This window comes from Nonomuraea sp. H19 (assembly GCF_052068215.1).
In the GTDB taxonomy this organism is placed as follows: Bacteria; Actinomycetota; Actinomycetes; order Streptosporangiales; family Streptosporangiaceae; genus Nonomuraea.
This window is the reverse complement of the sequence record NZ_JBQHCV010000025.1, coordinates 63,823-84,579: the sequence shown is the minus strand read 5'-3', so window position 1 is coordinate 84,579 and position 20,757 is coordinate 63,823. Positions and strand designations below refer to the sequence as shown.

Annotated in this window: 20 protein-coding genes; 13 read left to right on the top strand and 7 right to left on the bottom strand. The window is 70.5% G+C overall.

Annotated elements, in window-relative coordinates:
• Positions 1-423 (top strand): hypothetical protein, encoded by a 423-nt coding sequence (locus ACTMTI_RS41990; RefSeq protein ID WP_441126380.1) that lies wholly within the window; start codon positions 1-3, stop codon positions 421-423.
• Here the strand turns inward: ACTMTI_RS41990 and ACTMTI_RS41985 are convergent.
• The 3 genes from ACTMTI_RS41985 to ACTMTI_RS41975 form a co-directional block, all read right to left on the bottom strand.
• Positions 420-2,735: a PQQ-dependent sugar dehydrogenase gene (locus ACTMTI_RS41985; protein ID WP_441126379.1), complete on the bottom strand. Its 2,316-nt coding sequence runs from the start codon at positions 2,733-2,735 to the stop codon at positions 420-422. The two genes, ACTMTI_RS41990 and ACTMTI_RS41985, sit on opposite strands and share 4 nt — an antisense overlap.
• Positions 2,736-2,763: 28 nt before the next feature.
• Positions 2,764-3,489 (bottom strand): hypothetical protein, encoded by a 726-nt coding sequence (locus ACTMTI_RS41980; RefSeq protein ID WP_441126378.1) that lies wholly within the window; start codon positions 3,487-3,489, stop codon positions 2,764-2,766.
• Positions 3,490-3,580: 91 nt separating this feature from the next.
• A complete protein-coding gene (locus tag ACTMTI_RS41975) occupies positions 3,581-4,615 on the bottom strand; it encodes a LacI family DNA-binding transcriptional regulator (RefSeq protein WP_441126377.1) in 1,035 nt (344 codons plus the stop codon).
• 107 nt (positions 4,616-4,722) lie between these two features.
• Here ACTMTI_RS41975 and ACTMTI_RS41970 point away from each other — a divergent pair, with 107 nt between their 5' ends.
• Genes ACTMTI_RS41970 through ACTMTI_RS41950 form a run of 5 tightly spaced genes read left to right on the top strand, consistent with a single transcriptional unit; the run spans position 4,723 to position 9,264 of the window.
• Positions 4,723-5,952, top strand: a complete 1,230-nt coding sequence (locus tag ACTMTI_RS41970) for an amino acid ABC transporter substrate-binding protein (RefSeq protein WP_441126376.1) — start codon at positions 4,723-4,725, stop codon at positions 5,950-5,952.
• The gene (locus ACTMTI_RS41965; RefSeq protein ID WP_441126375.1) at positions 5,946-6,827 is read left to right on the top strand and encodes a branched-chain amino acid ABC transporter permease; all 882 of its coding nucleotides are present in this window, start codon (positions 5,946-5,948) and stop codon (positions 6,825-6,827) included. Before ACTMTI_RS41970 ends, ACTMTI_RS41965 begins: the two co-directional genes overlap by 7 nt.
• Positions 6,811-7,800, top strand: coding sequence for a branched-chain amino acid ABC transporter permease (locus ACTMTI_RS41960; RefSeq protein WP_441126374.1), 990 nt, complete (start codon positions 6,811-6,813; stop codon positions 7,798-7,800). The genes ACTMTI_RS41965 and ACTMTI_RS41960 overlap by 17 nt, the downstream gene beginning before the upstream one ends.
• Positions 7,797-8,540 carry an ABC transporter ATP-binding protein gene (locus tag ACTMTI_RS41955; protein WP_441126373.1) on the top strand — a complete coding sequence of 248 codons (744 nt, stop codon included), beginning with the start codon at positions 7,797-7,799 and terminating at the stop codon, positions 8,538-8,540. The genes ACTMTI_RS41960 and ACTMTI_RS41955 overlap by 4 nt, the downstream gene beginning before the upstream one ends.
• Positions 8,533-9,264 carry an ABC transporter ATP-binding protein gene (locus ACTMTI_RS41950; RefSeq protein ID WP_441126372.1) on the top strand — a complete coding sequence of 244 codons (732 nt, stop codon included), beginning with the start codon at positions 8,533-8,535 and terminating at the stop codon, positions 9,262-9,264. Before ACTMTI_RS41955 ends, ACTMTI_RS41950 begins: the two co-directional genes overlap by 8 nt.
• A 122-nt stretch (positions 9,265-9,386) precedes the next feature.
• Here ACTMTI_RS41950 and cydB read toward each other — a convergent pair whose 3' ends face one another.
• Both cydB and ACTMTI_RS41940 read right to left on the bottom strand, forming a co-directional pair.
• Entirely contained in the window at positions 9,387-10,277 is an 891-nt protein-coding gene (cydB, locus tag ACTMTI_RS41945; RefSeq protein WP_441126371.1) for a cytochrome d ubiquinol oxidase subunit II, read from the bottom strand.
• Between the two features lie 11 nt (positions 10,278-10,288).
• On the bottom strand, positions 10,289-11,632 hold the full coding sequence (locus ACTMTI_RS41940) for a cytochrome ubiquinol oxidase subunit I (RefSeq protein WP_441126370.1): 1,344 nt from the start codon (positions 11,630-11,632) through the stop codon (positions 10,289-10,291).
• A gap of 300 nt (positions 11,633-11,932) precedes the next feature.
• On the opposite strand from ACTMTI_RS41940, the gene ACTMTI_RS41935 reads away from it, so the two are divergent.
• From ACTMTI_RS41935 to ACTMTI_RS41925, 3 genes are all read left to right on the top strand, one after another.
• Complete coding sequence (locus ACTMTI_RS41935) at positions 11,933-12,697, top strand: SRPBCC family protein (RefSeq protein WP_441126369.1); 765 nt, start codon at positions 11,933-11,935, stop codon at positions 12,695-12,697.
• Between the two features lie 129 nt (positions 12,698-12,826).
• Positions 12,827-13,723, top strand: a complete 897-nt coding sequence (locus ACTMTI_RS41930) for a hypothetical protein (protein ID WP_441126368.1) — start codon at positions 12,827-12,829, stop codon at positions 13,721-13,723.
• Positions 13,724-13,759: 36 nt separating this feature from the next.
• Positions 13,760-14,431 carry a DsbA family oxidoreductase gene (locus tag ACTMTI_RS41925; protein WP_441126367.1) on the top strand — a complete coding sequence of 224 codons (672 nt, stop codon included), beginning with the start codon at positions 13,760-13,762 and terminating at the stop codon, positions 14,429-14,431.
• Here the strand turns inward: ACTMTI_RS41925 and ACTMTI_RS41920 are convergent.
• Positions 14,416-15,285: an LLM class flavin-dependent oxidoreductase gene (locus ACTMTI_RS41920; RefSeq protein ID WP_441126366.1), complete on the bottom strand. Its 870-nt coding sequence runs from the start codon at positions 15,283-15,285 to the stop codon at positions 14,416-14,418. The two genes, ACTMTI_RS41925 and ACTMTI_RS41920, sit on opposite strands and share 16 nt — an antisense overlap.
• A gap of 62 nt (positions 15,286-15,347) precedes the next feature.
• Here ACTMTI_RS41920 and ACTMTI_RS41915 point away from each other — a divergent pair, with 62 nt between their 5' ends.
• A complete protein-coding gene (locus ACTMTI_RS41915; protein WP_441126365.1) occupies positions 15,348-15,752 on the top strand; it encodes a MarR family winged helix-turn-helix transcriptional regulator in 405 nt (134 codons plus the stop codon).
• Here ACTMTI_RS41915 and ACTMTI_RS41910 read toward each other — a convergent pair.
• Positions 15,744-16,361, bottom strand: coding sequence for a thymidine kinase (locus ACTMTI_RS41910; RefSeq protein ID WP_441126473.1), 618 nt, complete (start codon positions 16,359-16,361; stop codon positions 15,744-15,746). The two genes, ACTMTI_RS41915 and ACTMTI_RS41910, sit on opposite strands and share 9 nt — an antisense overlap.
• A gap of 134 nt (positions 16,362-16,495) precedes the next feature.
• Here ACTMTI_RS41910 and ACTMTI_RS41905 point away from each other — a divergent pair, with 134 nt between their 5' ends.
• Genes ACTMTI_RS41905 through ACTMTI_RS41895 form a run of 3 tightly spaced genes read left to right on the top strand, consistent with a single transcriptional unit; the run spans position 16,496 to position 20,718 of the window.
• On the top strand, positions 16,496-16,834 hold the full coding sequence (locus ACTMTI_RS41905) for a hypothetical protein (protein WP_441126364.1): 339 nt from the start codon (positions 16,496-16,498) through the stop codon (positions 16,832-16,834).
• A gap of 6 nt (positions 16,835-16,840) precedes the next feature.
• Positions 16,841-18,907: a hydantoinase/oxoprolinase family protein gene (locus tag ACTMTI_RS41900; protein ID WP_441126363.1), complete on the top strand. Its 2,067-nt coding sequence runs from the start codon at positions 16,841-16,843 to the stop codon at positions 18,905-18,907.
• Positions 18,904-20,718, top strand: coding sequence for a hydantoinase B/oxoprolinase family protein (locus tag ACTMTI_RS41895; protein ID WP_441126362.1), 1,815 nt, complete (start codon positions 18,904-18,906; stop codon positions 20,716-20,718). Before ACTMTI_RS41900 ends, ACTMTI_RS41895 begins: the two co-directional genes overlap by 4 nt.
• Positions 20,719-20,757: the final 39 nt, after the last annotated feature.

Genomic DNA, 20,757 nt, shown 5'->3' with positions numbered 1-20,757 from the left:
ATGACGACATTTCCACGTCTGGCCGCCCTCGCGCTGCTGGCCGGGCTGGTCGCCGCCTGCTCCCCGGGGTACGGGAGCGGCGGCGGCTCCGTCGCAGCGGGCGGGCAGGCCGGCGCCGCCCCCCTCACCGTCGAGCAGCTCTCCGCCAGGGTCGGCTGCACGCCGCGCATGCAGGTCAACGCCGCCGACATCCGCACCGGATACTGCAAGACCCCGGACGGCGAATTCGTCGTCACCACGTTCAGGACCGCGGCCGGCAAGAACGCCTGGATGAACGCCGCCCCCGAGTACAACCCGCACCTCGTGGGCAGCCTGTGGACCGTCCTGTCCAGTCGTGAGGTTCTCGACCTGCTCAGGGAACGGCTCGGCGGCGACGTGCACATGACGGACCACAGGACCAAGAAGATGCGGACGGTGGGCTAGCGCAGCCGCGCCAGCTCGTACTGGGCTCTGATCTCGACGGAGGACGCCACCTTGTCCAGGAACATCAACCCGTCCATGCGGCAGTCGCACGGATTCTGCTCCCTGGTGTTCTGCGGATAGCTGCCGCCGATCTTGATGCCTCTCGGGTCGGTCTCCGACGTGACGTCCGGCTCGGGGTCCCCCTCGACGGCCCACGGGTCGCCGGCGACGGCGGTGAAGCCGTCGAGCGGCCGGCCGTCCTTGTACAGCTTCATCGTCGCGGTGTCGAAGTCGAACGTCGCGGCCAGGAAGACCCACTTGTCCCGTGGCAGGATCTCCTGCCACGGGCTGTTCGCCGCGAACGTCTGGGAGCTGCTGCCGTCCACGCGCCGGGCCAGCGCCACCACGCGCAGCTCGCCGTTCACGGTGATCAGCTCCAGCAGCGCCCTGACGTCGTGGCCCTGCGAGTTGCCGCTCAGCATCCCGGCCAGGCCGATCGCGTTGAAGAAGTCGGCCGGATCGGCCGTGTTGGAGTTCGGGGCGGGACCCGGGCCGAGCATCTTGAACCAGCCCATGATCGTGACGCCCTTGACGCCGTTGAACGCCCGCAGGGACGGCACGCCGCCCTCGCCGTAGATTCCGGCCTTCCAGTCGTCGTTGCCCGCCGTGGCGGGTTCGACCTGGCGGGTCTGGAGGGCGTGCGTGCTGCCCCGGTAGGCGGGGTCGGCCACGCGCATGGCGGCGCCGCCGTTGACCAGCGTGATGTTCGTGCCCGACAGGCCCTGGTCCTGCTCCTGGGCCGGGTCGCCGGGCAGCGGGTGCTCGAAGTCGTAGGCCGCCACCAGATTGCCGCGCAGGGTCGGCAGCACGTCGGGCGGCGTCCACTGGGCCTTCGTGATCTTCCAGATCTTGCCGTTGGCCTTCGAGAGGACGTAGAGCTCGCCGCCGGCGTCCCGGCCGAAGCGCAGGTCCACCCGGGTGCTGCCGGCCAGGTCCCGCATGGTCACCTGCTTGCCGGTCGCGTCCGCCAGCCGTGGCTTGTGGATGGTGGCCCGGCGGCCGGTCTGCTCCCTCATCTCGGCGGCGACGGTGAAGAACACCTGGCCGTCCACGATGTCGCCGAACAGGTATTTGCCGTGCAGCAGCGGCAGCCGGCTCCCACGGTAGACGAACCCGCCGACGACCGCGTGGCCGCTGTCGGACGTGCAGGAGTGGCCGGGCGGCGGGTCGTGGTCGTAGGCGGCCACCGGGTAGGTGTAGCCGAGCTCGGCGTCGTTGTCCGGCAGCGTGTAGAGGTGGCAGCGGTCGGCCTTGTTGAACAGGAACGACCCTTCGCGCTCGCTCCAGCCCAGGTTGTCACCGCGGCCCACGTCGTAGATCGCCTCGATGGCGTGCTCGCCGATGTGGCCGAGGAACATCCGGTTGCCGGCCTGCGGGTCCCAGCTGAAGCGGTGCGGGTCGCGCATGCCGTAGGCGTAGATCTCGCCGAGCGCGCCGGGACGGCCGGTGAACGGGTTGGCGGCGGGGATGCCGTACGCGCCGTTCGCGCCGTTCGTGCCGAGCGGGTCGATCCGCAGGATCTTGCCGTGCGGGACGGCCAGATTCTGCGGGTCGTCGCTGGAGACGCCGCGGCCGCCGTCGCCCGCGGCGATGTAGAGCAGGCCGTGGTCGGCGTCGCCGCGGCGGGCGGCCGGGTTGAAGTCGATCTGCTGGATGCCGTGGATCTGGCCGGAGAAGCCGAGCCGGAGCACCTCCCTGCGGGTGCCGGCGAACGTGTTCGCCTTCGGGTCCGTGGCCGTCCATTCGGTGATCACGCCGTGGAACCTGGTGCCGGGCTGCGGCGGCAGGTCGGGGGTCTTGGTGGTGAGGGCGTCGCCCCACTCGGTGTGAACGGTGTAGAGCTTGCCGTTCCCGGCGAAGTCCGGGTGGAAGGCGGCGAAGCCGAAGCCGCTGCCGAGGCCGCGGCCGGAGACGAAGTCGGGCGCGAACGTGGCGCCGACGTCCAGATACTCGCGCGGCTCGCCGCCGCCCTTGCCGAGCAGGTAGAGCTTGCCGTTGAGGTCGTTGACGTACAGGCGGCGCGAGCCGTCGGGGATCTCGCCGAGGTAGTTGATCCGGGCCCAGCGCACCAGCCGCTGGTCGGTCGGCGGCGGGATCGTCTCGGTCTTCGGGAAGGAGGCGAACTCCTCAAGCGTCAGCGTGAGGCCCGACGGGGTGGGTTTCTCGGGAATGGGGTCGTCGATCGGGACCGGCGCCGCCTGCGCGGCCGCCGGCGGCGCGCACAGCGCCGTCGCGAGCAGCGCGGCGACTAAGCACCGGAGGTATTTGGGCATGCCTGCTCACCACCAAGACAGTCGAAGGTCACTGCTCCACGTGCTCGGTGCCGTCGCAGGCCGGGGTGCCTTTGACGGTCATGTCGCGCATCCTGCCGATGTTGTCGAACGAGCCGAAGCCGACCCGGCCCGACGGGAACGTGCGGTCGGTGGCCGTGATCAGCGGGGTGGTCGCGTCGTCCATGTAGACCGCGATGCGGCCGGTGTCCGCGCAGTGGGTGACGCGGACGCGGTGCCACTCGGCGTCCGTCACCGCGGGCGGCGCGCCGACCTGGCCGTTCCACTGGTCGTCGATGCGCAGCCGGTCGGCGTTGTTGACGACGAAGATGCCGTTGTGCGGGTAGATGGTGTTGTCCTGGGAGAGGTGGACGTAGTAGAACTCGGTGTCCGACCGGTAGCCGAACACGATGATCACATCGCGGTTGCTGACGCTGGTCGGCGTGTCCAGGCGGACCTTGGCGTCGATCCGCACCGTGCCGAAGGCGGGGCCGGTCTTCAGCACCGCGTACTCGAAGGGCCGGCGCGGTCCCGGACGGGCGCCCCCGGCCTCGGCGAGGATCACCTGGTCGCCGGGGAACTGCCACTTGGAAGGGGTCACGGGCGCCCAGTTGTGTCCGGCGTTCACGCCCTTCACCCGGGCGTGTCCAGGGGCGCACTCCTGGGCGGCGGCGGCCGGGGCGGGCAGGGCGAGTGCGGGGGTGGGGGCGGCCAGTGCGAGTGTGGCCGCGAGGGTGAGGGTTCGAAGGGCTGACATCCGGGTTCCTCTCGCCGGGCGCCGTTACGTAAGCGCTTCCGAAAGCGCTTACGTAACCTTCGAGCGGATCGTAACCCGGGGGAGAGGTCTGTCAAGAGGGCGGCGGCGGGGCGGTGGAGGCCCTGAGGACGAGCTCGTGCGGGGTACGACAGCGGCGCGGGCGGGAGGCGGGCGGCTTGAGCACCAGCTCCAGTGCCTGCTTGCCCATGCCGATCATGGGCAGCCGGATCGTGGTGAGCGCCGGATAGACGTCACGTGCCAGCGGGACGTCGTCGAACCCGGCCACCGAGATCTCGTCCGGCACCCTGCGCCCGTCGTTCAGCAGCCATGACAGCGCGCCCACCGCCATCGGGTCGTTCAGCGCGACCACCGCCGTCAGGTCCGGATGCGCCCGTATCAACCGCGCGGTCGCCGTGGCGCCGCCCTGCCTGGTGAAGTCCCCGTGCACGACCGGGACCGAGCGCCAGTCGAGCCCCGCCGCGCCGAACGCGGCCCGCAGTCCCGACAGCCGGTCCTCGACCGTCGTCAGGTTGGCGGGGCCGCCCAGCACGCCCAGCCGCCGGTGGCCCAGGTCGAGCAGGTGCCGCATGAGCGTCGCGGCGCCATCGGCGTTGTCCGGCAGCACCGCGTCGACCGGCAGGTGGTGACGGCCGATCACGGCGACCCGGCCGCCCGCCGCGGTGAACGAGCGCACCTCGGCGGCGATGTCGGCCTCCGTGGCCGCCTCGATGTAGCCGGAGCCGGCCAGCACGATGCGGGTCACCCGGTGGGCGCGCAGCGCGCGGATCCTGGCCAGCTCCGCCCCGGGATCGCGCTCGGTCTGGCTGATCAGCGCCAGGTAGTCGCGGCTCTCCGTCTCGCGCAGCACGCCCCTGGCGATCTCCCCGAAGTAGGGGTCGCCGACGTCGTGCACGATCAGCCCCACCATGGACGCCTGCCCGCCGGCCAGCGCCCGCGCGTGGCTGTTGGGCACGTAGCCGACCTGGGAGGCGATCGCCTGTACGTGCGCCGCCACCTGGGGGCTGACGCCGGCGCTGCCCGTCATGGCGCGCGAGGCGGTGGCCAGCGAGACCCCGGCGGCCTTGGCCACGTCGACGAGGCGGGGCGGGGAAGGTCGTTGTGCCATACGCTGCGAACCCCCCTTGTCCGGGGCCTGATCCCGTGCAATCGTACGTAACCGGAAGCGCTTACGAAAGCGCTTCCGCGCCGCCTCTTCTGACGGGGGTTTCCTCGATGGCAAGAGTTCTCAAGACCCTGGCGATCATCTCGATATGCAGCTTAGGGCTGACCGCCTGCGCGAAGACCGACGAGCCCGGCGCCGCCCAGTCGCCGGGGCAGCAGCAGGGGCCGGTGAAGATCGGCATCTCCCTCCCGCTCACGGGCGACTTCTCCGAGCCCGGCAAGGGCATCCAGGAGGGCTACCAGGTCTGGGCCGACCAGGTGAACGCCAAGGGCGGCCTGCTGGGCAGGAAGGTCGAGCTGATCTTCCGTGACGACGCCTCCGACCCCAACAGGGTCAGTTCCGACTACGAATCACTGATCACACAGGACAAGGTCAACCTGGTGTTCGGGCCGTTCTCGTCGCGGCTGGTGATCCCGGCGGCGAAGGTCGCCGAGTCGTACAACATGCTGTTCGTGGAGCCGGCCGGGGCCGCCAAGGAGGTCTTCGAGCAGGGCTTCAAGCGGCTGTTCTACGCGGCGCCGGCGATCGCGAGCGACCACTACAACTACCTCGCCGACTTCATCGCCAAGCTGCCGGCCGACAAGAGGCCCAAGACGGCGGCGTACGCGAGCCTGGACGACCCGTTCGCGCAGGGCACCGCGTACGGGCTGCGCGACAAGCTGGCCGCGGCCGGGATCAAGACCGTGGTGGACGAGGTGTACCCGCCGGAGACCACCGACTTCTCGCCCATCGCCGCCAAGATCGCCGCGGCGAAGCCGGACATCGTGGTGGGTGGCACGCAGTTCGAGGACTCCGTGGGCCTGGTGCGCGCGCTGCAGGAGCTGAAGGTGCAGCCCAAGCTGGCGGCGTTCTCGACCGGGCCGACGCTGGCGGAGTTCCCCGCCGCGGTGAAGGGGGCGGCCGAGCACATCCTGTCGCCGGTCGGCTGGTCGGCCACCGCCACGTTCACCGGCAACCAGGAGATGATCAAGCGCTACAAGGAGCTGTTCAAGAGCGAGGCCAACGAGGACGCCGCCAACGGCTACACCGTCGGCCAGGTCGTCGAGGCGGCCGTGAACGCCGTCAAGTGCGTCGATCCCACCAAGGAGTGCCAGGACAAGCTGGCCGCGCACATCAAGCAGGCCACCTTCGACACCGTCGTGGGCCCGCTGTCCTTCGACGACCAGGGCAGGCCGGAGCAGGCGCACATGATCCAGCAGTACGTCGACGGCAAGATCGAGATCGTCCTGCCCGAAAACGCCAAGACCGCCGGCATCGTCTACCCGAAGCAGGAATGGTGAACCTGCTCCTGCAGGGGCTGGCCCTGGGCGTGCTGACGGGCGGGCTGTACGCGCTGCTCGCCTCGGGCCTGTCGCTGTACTTCGGCGTGATGCGGGTGGTCATGGTGGCCCACCCGGCGTTCCTGTTCCTGGCCGCCTACCTGACCTACACCGTGCACACCACGCTCGGCGTCGACCCGTTCCTGGCGCTGCCGGTGACGGTGCCGCTGTTCTTCGCGCTGGGCGTGGCGGTGCAGCGGCTGCTCATCGCGCGCTTGGCGGCCGACAACCTGCCCATGATGTCCGTGCTGCTGACCTTCGGTATCGCGCTCACGATCGAAGGGCTGCTCGGCACGTTCTACACCGGCTCCTACAAGTCGGTCAGCATGGAGTACGCCACCCGCTCCCTGACCATCGGCGGCGTGCACCTCCCGTACGACAAGATCATCGCGTTCTGGGTCGCGGCGATCACCCTCGCCGTGCTGTTCGCGGTGCTGATCAAGAGCAAATTCGGCCAGTCGCTGCGGGCCACGATCCAGCACCGGGAGGCGGCCCGGCTGGTCGGCATCCAGACCGAGCGCGTCGCCGGCTACGGCTTCGGCGTCGGCCTCGCCACCGCAGCCGTCGGTGGCACGGTGCTGGCGCTGATCACGCCGTTCTTCCCCGCCTCGCACTGGGTGTGGATCGGCAAGCTCATGGCCATCATCGTGGTCGGCGGGCTGGGCAGCGTGGTCGGCGCGGCGCTGGCGGCCGTCCTGCTCGGCGTGGTCGAGGGCATCGTGCTGGTCACCGTGGACGCCACCTGGGCCACGATGATGTTCTACGTCTTCCTCTTCCTGACCCTGCTCGCGCGCCCCCAGGGGTTCTTCGGAGGCCGGCTTGCACATCGTTTCTAAAGGCCTCCCGCTCCTGTTCGCCTGCTTCGCGATCGCCTATCCGTTACTGGTCCCGAACTACTACCTCGTCTACGCCGGCGCCCTGACCGTCATGTACGCCGCCATGGCCACCTCCTGGAACCTCCTGGGCGGCTTCACCGGCTACGTCTCGCTCGGGCACTCGGCGTTCTTCGGGCTCGGCGCGTACGGCACCGGGCTGCTCGTCGTGCGGGCGGGCGTGCCGTGGGTCGTGGCGCTGCTCGCCTCGGCGCTGCTCGTGACGGTGTTCGCGGTGGTCGTCGGCATCGCGGCGGTCCGGGTGCGCGGCGCGTCGTTCGTCATCGTGTCGATCGCGCTCGTGTCCATGATGAACCTCGTCGTCCAGGGCTGGCGCTCGCTCACCGGCGGCTCCACCGGCCTGCAGATCCCCTCGCCCTTCCCGGACCTGCACCGCGGCGAGACCCACATGGTGTTCTTCTACCTGTTCCTGGCGCTGCTCGCCGTCGCCCTCGGCTCCTGGTGGTACGTCTCCCGCTCGCGCTTCGGCGCGGGGTTGCGGGCGATCAGGGAGGACGAGGACAAGGCGGAATCGCTCGGCGTGCCGACCGGGGCGTACAAGGTGACGGCGTTCGCCCTGTCCGCCCTGTTCGTGGCGCTGGCCGGCGGGCTCTACGCGATGTGGTTCGGCACCCTCGACCCGATCTTCGTCTTCTCCATCCTCATCGGCTCGTACATGGTGCTGATGAGCCTGCTCGGCGGCGTACGTCACCTGTTCGGGCCGCTGCTGGGCGCGCTCATCGTGGCCCCGGCCGGCGAGTATTTCCTGATCGCGCTGGGCGAGACGCAGATCCACCTGACCGCGACGGGACTGGTGCTCGTGCTCGTCGTGCTGTTCATGCCGGACGGCATCCTCGCCCGCCTCACCAAGCGGCGCGCCGGGCCGTCCATCCCGGACGAGACGGCCGAGCAGCGGCTCCAGGGGGTGGCCCGATGATCGGCACGGCGACCTCGCTGAGTACCGAAGGGCTGGCCAAGTCGTTCGGCGGCGTGCTGGCCGTGGACGGCGCCAGCGTCGAACTGCGGGAAGGGAAGATCAACGGGCTGATCGGGCCGAACGGGTCCGGCAAGACCACGTTCTTCAACCTGATCACCGGCATGATCAAGCCGGACGCGGGCCGGGTGCTCTACCGCGAGCGCGACATCACCCGCCACTCGCCGCACCGCATCGCGCACGCGGGCATCGGCCGCACCTTCCAGCTCTGCCGCGTCTTCCCGCGCCTGACCGTGCTGGAGAACATGCTGGTCGCCGTCCGCCGCACCCGCCTGCGCGAGCTGCTGGCCGGGCTGCGCGACAAGGGCGAGGTCGAGCGGGCCCGGCACTGGCTGCGCAGGATGGGCATCGAGCACCTGGAGGACGCCGAGGCCCGCGACCTGTCCTATGGCCAGCAGAAGCTCCTGGAACTGGCCGCGGTGCTCATGGCCGAGCCCGAGCTGGTGCTGCTCGACGAGCCGGCGGGCGGCGTCAACCCGGCGCTGATCGACCGGATCGTCTCCCTCGTCCGCGACCTCAACGCGGAGGGCCGCACGTTCCTCGTCGTCGAGCACAACATGGACATGGTGATGGGCATGTGCGACCACGTCATCGTCTTCGACCGGGGCGCGCCCATCGCCGAGGGCCCGCCCTCCTTGGTGCGGGAGGACCCACGGGTGTTGGAGGCGTATCTCGGTGTCTGAGGCCGTCCTGTCCCTGGAAGAGGTCGAAGCCGGGTACGGCAGGGCCGCGCCGGTACTGCGCGGCCTGACCGTCACCGTCCGCGGCGGCGAGGTCGTCTGCCTCGTCGGCCCGAACGGCGCCGGCAAGTCCACCGCGCTCAAGGTCGCCAGCGGCCTGCTCAAGCCCCGGTCCGGGCGCGTGCTGCTGGCCGGGCAGGACGTGACGGGGCTGTCGCCGCAGCGGCTGCTCGGCCTCGGCCTGGCCCACGTGCTGCAGGGCCACAGCGTCTTCCGCGAGATGACCGTGGCCGAGAACGTGCGGCTCGGCGGGTTCACCGTGCGCGACCAGGCCCGGCTCGACGCCCGGATCAAGGTGGTCAAGGAGCTGTTCCCGGTCGTGGCCGAGCGGTGGGGGAGCATGGCGGGGCTGCTGTCGGGCGGGCAGCAGAAGCAGGTCGAGTTCGCCCGCGCCCTCATGCTGGAGCCGTCCGTCGTGTTGCTGGACGAGCCGTCGATGGGGCTCGACCCGCGTAACACGCAGATCGTGTTCGACCAGATCGACCTCATGCGCCGGACCGGTGTCGCGGTGCTGCTGGTGGAGCAGAACGCGCGCAGGGCGCTGGAGATGGCCGACGTGGGGTGCGTGCTCGACCTCGGCCGGGTGCACATCACCGGCCCCGCGCGGGAGCTGGCCGCCGACCCGCGCCTCGGCCGGCTGTACCTGGGCGGCGCCCCCGCCACCTGAGCACCCTCGCCCCATGTGATGGCGCCGCTCCCGCGGGTTGCGGGAGCGGCGCGTGGGTTGGTGCGACGGAGGTTGGCCCGAGCGGGGCTGGGCCGACGGGCCGGGGCGGCCCGTGCTCCGGGTCAGTGGGCCGGGACCGCCGTCGCCCGGACGCGCTGCCTGAACACCCAGTACGTCCATCCCTGGTAGACCAGGATGAACGGCAGCGTGATCAGCCCGATCCAGCTCAGCATCGTCAGCGTGTAGGACCCGGAGGCGGCCTCGGCCAGGGAGAGGCCGGGCAGCGGCTGCTGCCGCAGCTCCATGAAGACCGCCAGCGTGGTCAGGACGATGGCCGTGGCCGTGGCCGCGAACGCCCAGCCCTCCCGGCGCCGCCAGATCAGGGCCGCCGCCGCGGCCAGCGCCGCCATGGCCGCCAGCGCCGGGAAGGTGCCCAGGCTCGACAGCGCGAGCACCGCCACCGGGATCGCCACGGCGCCGGCGGCCATGGCCGCGGCTCGGGCGCGGCGGCGTACCGGGCCGGTGGTCTTGAGCGCCAGGAAGACGGCGCCGTGCAGGGTGCACACCGTCAGCGTGAACACACCGCCGAAGACCGCCGCCGGCACGCTGTCGAACACCAGGTCGGCGAAGATCGCGCCCCAAAGGAACGCCGGCAACGCGCTGCCCATCACGATGCCCAGGTCGCACCAGCGCGTGTCGCGTACTTTGCCGCGCCACTCCAGGCCGACGCCGCGCACGATCAGGCCCACGAGGACCAGCGTCACCGGCAGGTAGAACGCGCTGAACACGCCCGCGTACCAGGCGGGGAAGGCGGCGAACATGGCGCCGACCGCGCTGATCAGCCACACCTCGTTGCCGTCCCACACCGGGCCGATGGTCTGCAGGCTCTGCCGCTGCTCGGCGGCGTTCCTGCTGACGAGCGGCGCCAGCATGCCGACGCCGAAGTCGAAGCCTTCCAGCACGAAGTAGCCCGTCCAGAGGAAGGCGATGATGACGAACCAAAGATCGATCATGGTCTTGTCCCTCAGTACATCAGCGACGGCTCGAGCCGCTCCGCCGCCGGGGCGGGGGCGGGCTCCTCGACGCCCTTGCGCACGTGCCTGGTCAGCAGCACGGCCTCGGCCACCGCGAGCCCGCCGTACAGCAACGTGAAGATCGTCAGAGAGATGGCCACCTCGGTCAGGGTCACCCCGGGCGACACGCTGGAGGCGGTCAGCAGCTCACCCGCGACCGTCCACGGGTGGCGGCCTATCTCGCTCAGCAGCCACCCCGCGATCACCGCCATCAGCGGCAGCGGCAGGGCCAGCACGAACGCCCGCGACAACCACCCCGGGAAGGCGCGCCTGCGACGGGTCAGCCAGAGGCCGAGCACCGACAGGCCCACCGTGGCCATCCCGAAGACGATCATCACCCGGAACGACCAGAACACGATCGCCTGGTCCGGCCGGTAGTCGCCGGGGCCGAACTGCTGCTCGAAGCGGCGCTGCAGGTCCTCGGTGCCCTGGACGGTGGCGTTGAAGTCGTTGGTGGCCAGGAAGCTGAGGACCTTGGGGATCTCGATGCCGGGGACCAGGCTGAACCCGGCACCCGCGGTGGCGTGCTCCAGGCCCTCGGCGGAGGCCAGCTTCATGGGCTGCTGCTCGTACAGCAGCTTGCCCGACATGTCGCCGGTGCCCGCGACGACCGCCCCCGCGATGGCTGTCATCACCAGCGCCGCCCGCGCCGCGCTGCGCCACATGGGCGCGTTGTTCCTGATGAGCCAGTAGCCGCTCACGGCCAGCACGAAGCCGCCCGCCACGATGAACGCTGCCCCGATCACGTGCGGCACCTGGGCCAGCGCCGTGGAGTTCGTCAGCACCGCCCACAGGTCCGTCATCCTGGCCTTGCCGTCCACGACCTCGTAGCCGACCGGGTGCTTCATCCAGGCGTTCGCCGCGAGGATGAAATATGCCGACAAATTGGACCCAATGGCGGCCGCCCAGATGCACGCCAGGTGCACCTTCTTCGGCAACCGGTCCCAACCGAAGATCCACAACCCGAGGAACGTGGACTCCATGAAGAAGGCCAGCAGTGCCTCCATCGCCAGCGGCGCCCCGAAGACGTCGCCGACGAACGTGGAGTATTCACTCCAGTTCATGCCGAACTGGAACTCCTGCACGATGCCGGTGACCACGCCCATCGCGAAGTTGATCAGGAACAGCTTCCCGAAGAACTTCGTGAGCTTCAGGTAGTGCTCTTTCCCTGTGCGGTGCCAGGCCGTCTGCAGGCCGGCCACGAAGATCCCCAGACCGATGGTCAAGGGCACGAACAGAAAGTGGTAAACGGTGGTCACCCCGAACTGCCACCGCGCCAGGTCTAGTGCGTCCATCTTCCCCGTCGACTCCTGAGCTCTACAGGCTGTAGTACGTCTACTTGAAGTAGTACTACAAGCTGTAGAGCAATGCCATGCGACCTTGGTCACATCGCTTTCGCGTGCTGGTTGCCGGGTATCGAGAATGCCTGGCGGGGGTGGTCCGGGGCGTCAGCCGCCCGGCTGATTCGCTTGTCCGCCGCAGGGCGTACGGCGGCGTCCGGGTACGCCCGGGGCAGGCCGAACCGCAACACGGATCCCGTCGTCTGGCATGTGTTGCTCTTATCCGGGGGGTCGTGGCTGCTTAGAGTGGCGGGCATGAAAGTGGCGGGCAGTGCCGTGATCGGCGTTCAGAGGGATCGGGTGTGGGCGGCGCTCCAGGACCCGGCGGTGCTGGTGCGCACCATTCCGGGGTGCGAGCGGCTGGAGGAGTGCGGGCCGGACACGTACAAGATGACGGTCAACGCGGGCGTCGCCTCCATCAAGGGGGTCTACCAGGGGGAGGTCGCGCTGACCGATCCGCTCGCGCCCGAGAGCTTCACGCTCAAGGCGCGCGGGCAGGGGGCTCCGGGCACGGTCGACGCCACCGTCCAGGTGCGGCTGAGCGAGGTCGACGGGGGGACTCGGGTCGACTACGACGCCGACGCGGTGATCGGCGGGATGATCGGCGGGGTCGGGCAGCGCATGCTCGGGTCGGTGGCCAAGCGGACGGCGGCCGAGTTCTTCACCGCCGTTGACGGCTATTTGCGCGCCCCGGCCGCCGCCGCTCTGACGCCTGCGACCGCCGCCTTGGGCGCGGCTGGGGCGGGGGCTGTTTCCCCTGGCGCGGCTGCGCCCGTGGCCGCTGCTCCGGGCGAGGCCGGCGCGGTGGTAGCCGCTCCGGGTACGGTGGCGGGCGATCGCCTCGGCGTGGCGGCTGAGAGCGGAGCGGTCGGCGCCGTCTACGAGCGGCCCCCCAAGCAGCGCACCGAGACGCGGCCCTGGGTGATGCTGGCGTCGTTCGGCATGGGAGCGGGCATCGCGCTCTCGGGCGTCGCGCTGGGCTGGCTCCTCGGCCGCGGCTCCCGCCGTCACGGCTCCTGACGCGCGCGCCGGCGGTGTGCCGCTGGCGCCGCCGAGGCGCCGGTGAGGGTGCCGGGCGGTGGACGGCCAGGTGACAGTGGGATTGCCTGGGCTCTCGCGGAAAAGGATCTCCAGGCGTAGCGTGGCGGTATGCGGCAGGCACACGCGGAAGACGCACGGACCGAAGCCAGGCGAATCGTACGCAACCTGCTGGGCGAGGAGCGCCCGACCGCCGACGCACTGATCGCGGACGTGCGCCCGGTGCTCGGCGACGACCGGACCGACCGTACGGTGGGGCTCGCGCTCGGCGCCTCGCTCACCAGGCGCTCGGCGGAGCTGGCCGCCATCGCCGCGCTGCTGGTCGGCACCCGGGAGCTGGGGGCGGACTGGTGGACGCGCTCCAGGGGCGGCAAGCTGCCGCCTCCGGACGAAGTGCTGCGCACGGCGGTCGCGATCGAGCCGTGGACCGATCTGACCGCGCTGGAGATGCTGGCCGCCTGGGTTGCCGACGACGCCGCCGACCAGCTGTGGGGCACGCCAGTCGCCACGGTCGACCTCAACTCCTGGCAGGCCGAGGACCGCTTCGACCTGCCGCCGGGCGTCAGGCCCGGGCAGCGGCTCGTGGTCCACTTCGACGCGGGGGGACGGCTGGACGCGGTCGTCACCCGCCGCCCCGACGAGGACCTGGGGTCGAACCTCGACTTCCACTCCCTGCGTTACTCGCGGCCCGCCGAGGCGCAGTGGAGCTGGGGCGTGGCCGCCGGGCTCGGCCCGCACCGGCTGCCGGGGGACAACCCCGACCCGTACGCCCGCGAGGTCCCCGCCGACGCCGTGCGCATCCTGCGCGCCTGGGCGATCCGCCATGGCGCCTCCCCCGAGCAGCTCGGCGAGCGGTGGGAGACGGTCGGCGACGTGGTGGCCGCCATCGAACGCGTGGATTGGATGTGGCGCAGCGGCGAGTGGTTCGGCTGGTGGCGCGGCGCGTCGGCGCTGGTCGACGACTCCGCCTACCTGCCGTACCGGCTGGAGGAACTGGCGGCGGGCTGAGGAATCGCCGGCGACGGCCGGTGGTTGTCCCCTGGCATGAAGGTGGAAATTTTCTCCGATGTCGTGTGCCCCTGGTGCTATATCGGGCATGCCAGGTTCGCCAGGGCCGCCGAGCGGTTCCGGGCCAAGGGCGGCACGATCGAGGTGACGATGCGGCCGTACCAGCTCAATCCCGACGCCTCCGCCGAAGGGGAGCCGCTGATCCCTCACCTGGAGCGGAAGTTCGGCCCGAACGCCGGCCAGATGGTCGCACGGGTGGTCTCCACGGCCGCCGCGGAGGGCCTGGAGCTGGACTATGACAAGGCCGTGAGCGCCGGCACGTTCGAGGCGCACCGGCTGGTCGAGGTCGCCACGCGTCAGGGGCTCGGCGAGGAGATGGCCGACCGGCTGTTCCGCGCGCACTTCAGCGAAGGGCTGAACGTCGCCGACGCGGACGTGCTGGCCAAGCTGGCGGCCGAGACCGGCGTACGGGACTCCGGAGAGGGTGCCGAGGAGGTGCGTGAGCAGCTCGGCAGGGCGCGGGCGCTCGGGATCACCGGTGTGCCGCTGTTCCTGTTCGAAGGCGCGTACGCGGTGTCGGGCGCGCAGCCCGAGGACGCCTTCGCGGCCGCGATCGACGAGGTGGCCGAGCGTACCGGGCAGACGCCGATCACCCAGCTCGCCGCCCCCGCGGACGGCTGCGACGAGGACGGTTACTGCGCCATCTGAGCGATGATCTCCTCGGCCGCCCAGGTGGCCGCGCCCTCGGGGAAGGGCGGCCGCAGGTTGATCACGATGTGCGTGATCCCGAGGTCCACGAGCCGCCGGATCTCCGTGCGGGCCCCCGCCGCGTCGTCGTACGAGACGATGATCTGCGTGGAGCGCTCGATCTCGGCCGGGTCGCGCCCGATCTCCGCGCACCGTTCGTCGAGCGCCTTGGACCGCTCGGCGATGAACTCCAGCGAATTGTGCGGCGGCCCCGGGACGTTCCAGATGTCGGCATGCCGCGCCACCACCCCCAGAGTCCGGTCGCCCCATCCGCCGATCAGCAGCGGCGGGCGGCGCGCCGGCTTGGGCTCGCACACGGCCTCGCGCAGCCGGTAGTGGCGCCCGTCGAAGTCGAAGCGGTCCTCGGTCCACAGCCGCTTGATGATGGTGCAGGCCTCGTCCAGCCGGGCCACGCCCGCACGGGGTGAGACGATGGGCAGCCCGTACGCGTTGTACTCCCGCGGCACGTGGACGTCGCCCGGCTGCCGCGTGCCGCCGACCCCGAGGCCGAGCACGAGCCGTCCCGGCGCGATCGCGTCCACGGTGGCCGCCATCTTCGCCAGCAGGGCGGGCGGCCTGGTCATGTTGCTCGTCACCAGATGCCCGAAGGCGATGCGCTCGGTCCGCGCGGCCAGCGCCGCCAGCATCGTCCACCCCTCGTGGATGTCTCCGTCCGCCGGCCCGAACAGCGGCACCAGGTGATCCCAGAGCCAGATGTGCTCGATGGCCGGGATGGCGTCGGCCTCCCGCCAGACCCGCAGCAGCTCGCCGTAGGTGACGCCGACGGGCGCGGTCTTGATTCCGAAGCTCGGCATAAGGCATCAGCTCCACTGATTATCAGTACGACTGACGATTAGCGTAGTGCGAGAATCGAGACGTGTCGAGACGTCGCCTGGGTTACCTGCTCAAGCACGCCTCCCTGCGGCTGGCACAGCTGACGGGGCCGGCGCTGGAGCCGTACGGCATCGATGGCCGCGAGCTGGCGGTGCTCACCACGCTGGACGGCGCCGAGCCGCTGTCGCAGCAGGAGGCGGCCCAGCGGCTGGGCATCGACAGGACCACGATGGTCGCCATGATCGACGCCCTCGAGGCCAAGAAGCTCGTCGCGCGCCGGCCGCATCCCGGCGATCGGCGCAAGAACGCCGTCGAGCTGACCGAGCGCGGGCGCGACACGCTGAGCGCCGCGGTGCCCGCCGTGGAGGGGGCCGAGGAGCGATTCCTCGCCTCCCTCTCGGGCGACGAGGCACGGGTGCTCAGAGACGTCCTGAGCCGCCTAGTGTGACGCGGCGCCGCCCTCGCCGAGCCGGCCCGCGCGGTGGTGGCGGCGGCAGAGCACCTGGTAGCGCACGGCCGAGGCGTCGGTGTCGCCGATCACCACCTGCTCGCCGGTCCGTGCCATCACCCCGCCCACCACCCTGGCGTTGAGCTGACCGGGCCGCCCGCACCAGCACAGCACCTCGACCTGCAGCCGGCACACCTCGTCGGCCAGCTCGAACAGCCGCTGCGCCGCCGGGAACATCACCGACCTGAAGTCGGAGGCCAGTCCGAACGCGTACACGTCGACGCCGTGCTCGTCCACCAGGTCCGCGAGCTGCTCGATCTGCTCGGCCGTGTAGAAGCAGGCCTCGTCGCAGATCAGGTAGTCGATCCGGTCGTGCGCGGTGACCAGCCGTACGAGGTCCATCGAGTCGTCCACCTCGATGGCCTCCAGCCCGAGCCCGATCCGGCTGGTGACCTGGGGGCCGCCGGAGCGGTCGTGCTTGGTCAGCACCAGCCCCCGCCTGCCCTGGCGTCCGTGGTTGTAGTTCATCTGGAGCGCCAGCGTGGACTTCCCACAGTCCATGGGCCCGAAGTAGAACTTGAGTACAGCATCCCTCGCACCAGAGGGCACGGCAGACAAGGCAGACAGTTCAGTCACGGAGGGCCAGCCTAGCGGTTGGCTTGTTCCATAACCTCGTGGGACATTTCTCCCCTGAGGTTTCAGGAGGAACTGTGGTCACCGATAAACCACCGTCGCTTGACGCGATGATGACGCAGGACGACGTGACGGCCGCGCAGGCCGATGCCACCCGATGGCGGTACGGCTTCCTCGTCGTCGTGGCGGGCATCGTCGCGGTCCTGGTCGCCTTCGGCGCCGCCGTGTTCGCCACGCGGGAGTTCGCCGCTCTGTTCGCGGGCGTGGCCGGGGTGGTCGGTACGATCATCGGCGCGTACTTCGGCGTGCAGGCGGGCCAATCCGGTAAAGCGAGGGTGGAGGCGGAGCTGGCCAGGTCCCAGGAGTTGGTCGTAAGGCTGGCCGCGTACGTCGGCACAGAGCACGCGCCACGAGTCATCGACGAAGTACTCGGCCGTCGCCGAAGCTGAGGAGCCATGCGTAGCGTCCGTATCGGAGTGGACACCGGAGGCACTTTCACCGACGTCGTCGCGGTGGACGAGCAGACCGGTGAGATCCTCACCACGAAGACCCCCTCGACCCCGGCGAACCCGGCGGACGGGTTCATCGCGGGCATCGAGAAGCTGGGTGAACTCGATGTCGGCGCGATCGTGCACGGCACCACGGTGGCCACGAACCAACTGCTCGAAGACCGCATCGCGAACCTCGGGTTCATCACCACCGAAGGCTTCGAGTACATCCTGGAGATCGCCAGGCAGAGCGTGCCCGACGGCTACGGCAACTCCTACTTCTGGGTCAAGCCGCCCAGGATCGTTCCCGTGCACCAGGTGAAGACCGTCGGCGGGCGGCTGGACCACCTGGGCAACGAGGTGCGGCCGTTCTCGGACGAGCAGGCCGTCGAGGTCGCCCGCTGGTTCCGCAGCAAGGGGATCACCGCGATCGGCGTGTGCTTCCTGCACTCCTACGCCAACCCCGACCACGAGCGGCGCATGCGCGAGGTGCTGTGGCGCGAGCACCCCCAGGCGGTGATCTCGCTGTCGAGCGACGTGCTGCGCGAATACCGCGAGTACGAGCGCTCGGTCACCACCCTCGTCGACGCCGCCGTCAAGCCCGCCATGCGCGGCTACATCGCCAACCTGTCCACCCGCCTGGGCCGGCCGTTCTCCGTCATGAAGTCCAACGGCGGCATCCTGTCGGCCCGCGAGGTCGTCAACCAGCCGATCAGCACCGTCCTGTCGGGTCCGGCGGCGGGCGCGCTCGGCGCGGCGCTCATCGCCTCCACGGCCGGGCACAAGTCGGTGATCACGCTGGACGGCGGCGGCACCTCGACCGACGTGGCCGTGGTGGTCGACGGCGAGCCGTCCATCACCACCGAGGGCGTCATCGGCCGCTACCCGTGCAAGATCCCGATGATCGACATCGTCACCGTGGGCGCGGGCGGCGGCTCGATCGCGTGGATCTCGCCCGAGGGCACGCTCAAGGTCGGCCCCAGGTCCGCCGGTGCCGACCCGGGCCCCCTCTGCTACGGCAAGGGCGGGACGGAGGTGACGGTCACCGACGCGCACGTGTTCCTCGGCCGAATCCCGCCCCACCTGCTCGGCGGCGAGATCCCGCTGCAGGCCGACGCCGCGCGCGCCGGCATCGAGGCGCTGGCCGACAAGCTCGGCCTCAGCCCGGAGCGCACCGCGACCGGCATCCTGGAGATCAGCGCGTTCAACCAGAGCAACGCGATCCGCCAGCTCACTGTCAAGCGCGGGCTGGACGTGCGGGACTTCCCGCTGGTGACGTTCGGCGGGTCCGGGCCGCTGCTGGCGTGCCGGCTCATCGACATCCTGGGCCTGCCCGCCGTCGTCATCCCGCGCGACCCCGGGAACGTTTCAGCGTTCGGGCTCCTCACGGTGGACGTCAAGAACGACTACGTCCGCACGTACGTCACCCGCGAGCTGTCCCTCGGCAAGGCCGTGGAGATCTTCCACGACCTGGAGCATCAGGCGGGCGAGGCGCTGGACCGCGAGGGCTTCGACGACCCGGTCTACATCCGCAGCGCCGACCTGCGCTACTACGGCCAGGGCTACGAGGTCCGCGTGGCGGCCCCGGCCGGCGAGATCGACGCCGACTGGCAGGCCGAGGTCGTCGACCGCTTCCACGAGGCCCACGAGAAGCTGTACGGGTACGCCTACCGCGACGACCCCCGGCACGGCGTCGAATGGGTGAACCTGCGCGTGTCCGGCATCGGCCCCATCACCCGGCCGGTCATCCGCACCCTGGACAAGCCCGGCAACGGCGCCACGTCCGTCCGGCCCGTGCACTTCGACGAGACCCGCGACACCCCGATCCACCAGCGGGCCGCGCTCGGCCCCGGCGCCACGGTGAAGGGCCCGGCGGTGATCGAGGAGTACGGCTCGACGATCCCCATCCATCCGGGCTTCACCGCCACCGTGGACTCGTACGGAAACGTGGAGGTCAAGGCCAGTGAGCGGAGTGGAGACCCGGCGGAGCCGGGACTCCGCGGAGTGAATGAGGAGTTGGTGAGTGACCAATGAGCACGACTGATCCCATTCTCATCGAGATCGTCGAAGGCACCTTGGCCTCGGTCGAGAAGGAGGTCGAGACCGCCATCGCGCGCACGGCCCGCTCGCCGATGATCCGCGACGCGCACGACTTCCGCGCGGGCATCCACGACGTGCGCCTGCGCAAGCTCACCGGCCGCTCCTACAGCGCGCTCGTCCAGCCGGTCGTGCGCGACTTCCCCATCGAGACGATGAAGCCGGGCGACGTCTACTTCCACAACGACGTCTACCTCTCCGAGGGCGGCATCGGCCACCTGCCGGACCTGTGCGTGACCGTGCCGGTGTTCCATGAGGGGGAGGTGGTGGCGTTCGTGCAGGCGTTCGGCCACCACGACGACATCGGCGGCGCCGTGCCCGGGTCCATGCCCTCGCACGCCCGCTCGGTGTTCGAGGAAGGCCTGATGGTCCCGCCGATCAAGCTGTGGGACCAGGGCGTGCCGAACGAGACCGCGCTGCGGATCATGACCCGCAACTCACGCATGCCCGACTCGCTCGCCGGGGACCTGGACGCGGAGTGCTCGGCCTGCCTGATGGGCGCGCGGCGGCTGGGCGAGCTGTTCGAGCGGTACGGCAGGCAGGCCGTCGAAGAGTGCTTCGACGCCATCATCGACAAGACCACCGAGACCTTCCGCAGGGAGCTGCTGTCGAAGATCCCCGAGGGGACGTACGTGTGGGAGGACTACGCCGAGCACGACGGCGTGGACGAGCCCCGCCTGCACGCGCAGCGCATCACGCTCACCGTCGACCACGCGGCGGACTCCCCGCTGACGATCGACTTCACCGGAACGTCGCCGCAGGCCAAGGGTCCGATCAACCATGCGGGCGACTACGCCGACGGCGTCTTCCTGAAGAAGTGGCTGGCCCCGGTGCTGCGCAACCTGGCCGACACGCCGGAGCGGATGGCCGAGCTGGACGTCAACGAGGGCGTGGTGCCCCTCATCAAGATGATCTTCCCGGAGAAGGGCACCCTGCTCACCCCGATCTTCCCGGCTCCCACCAACGCCCGCACGTTCGTCATCCTGCGCCTGCTCGGCGTGCTGGCCGGCGTGCTGGCCAAGGCCACGGGCGGGCGCATGCCGGCCGACCAGGAGACCATCCGCTACACGGGCGTGTACGGTACGGACGCGGACGGGATGCCGTACCTGATGCGGGAGGTCCTGGGCGGCGGCTCCGGCGGGCGCTGGTACGCCGACGGCGAGGACACCATCCACGTGGTGCCGGACTCGCGCAACATCCCCGTGGAGTTCGCCGAGAGCCGCTGGCCGTTCCGGGTGGAGCGGCTGGCGCTGGCCTGCGACTCCGGCGGCCCCGGGATGTACAGGGGCGGACTGGGCTACGACAAGCACATCAGGATGCTCAGGGACGCCTCGTACATGTCCATCGCCGACCGCTCGATCCTGTCCTGCTGGGGCGTCAACGGCGGCCTCGCCGGGCGGCCGTTCCGGGTGGAGATCGGCGGCAAGGAGATGGAGGGCCTGGTGGACGACTACCCGGTCCAGGCCGGCGAGGTCATCCGCATCCGCACCACCGGGGGCGGCGGCTGGGGCTCCCCGTACGACCGCGACCCCCGCGCGGTGGCGGCCGACGTACGCGACGGCAAGGTGTCCATCGCGGGCGCCCTCGGCGACTACGGGGTGGTCCTGGACGGGGACCGCATCGACGAGCAGGGCACGGCCGAACTCCGGGCCACGCTGCGGCCCCCGGCGGACCGCTTCTTCGACCGGGGACCGGGCTACGCCAAGCTCTCGGGCGGGCGGGCTCTCGCGGAGGTTGACGAATTGTGAGGAGTTAATCACTCTTCGTCAACCTCCGCGCACTACTGC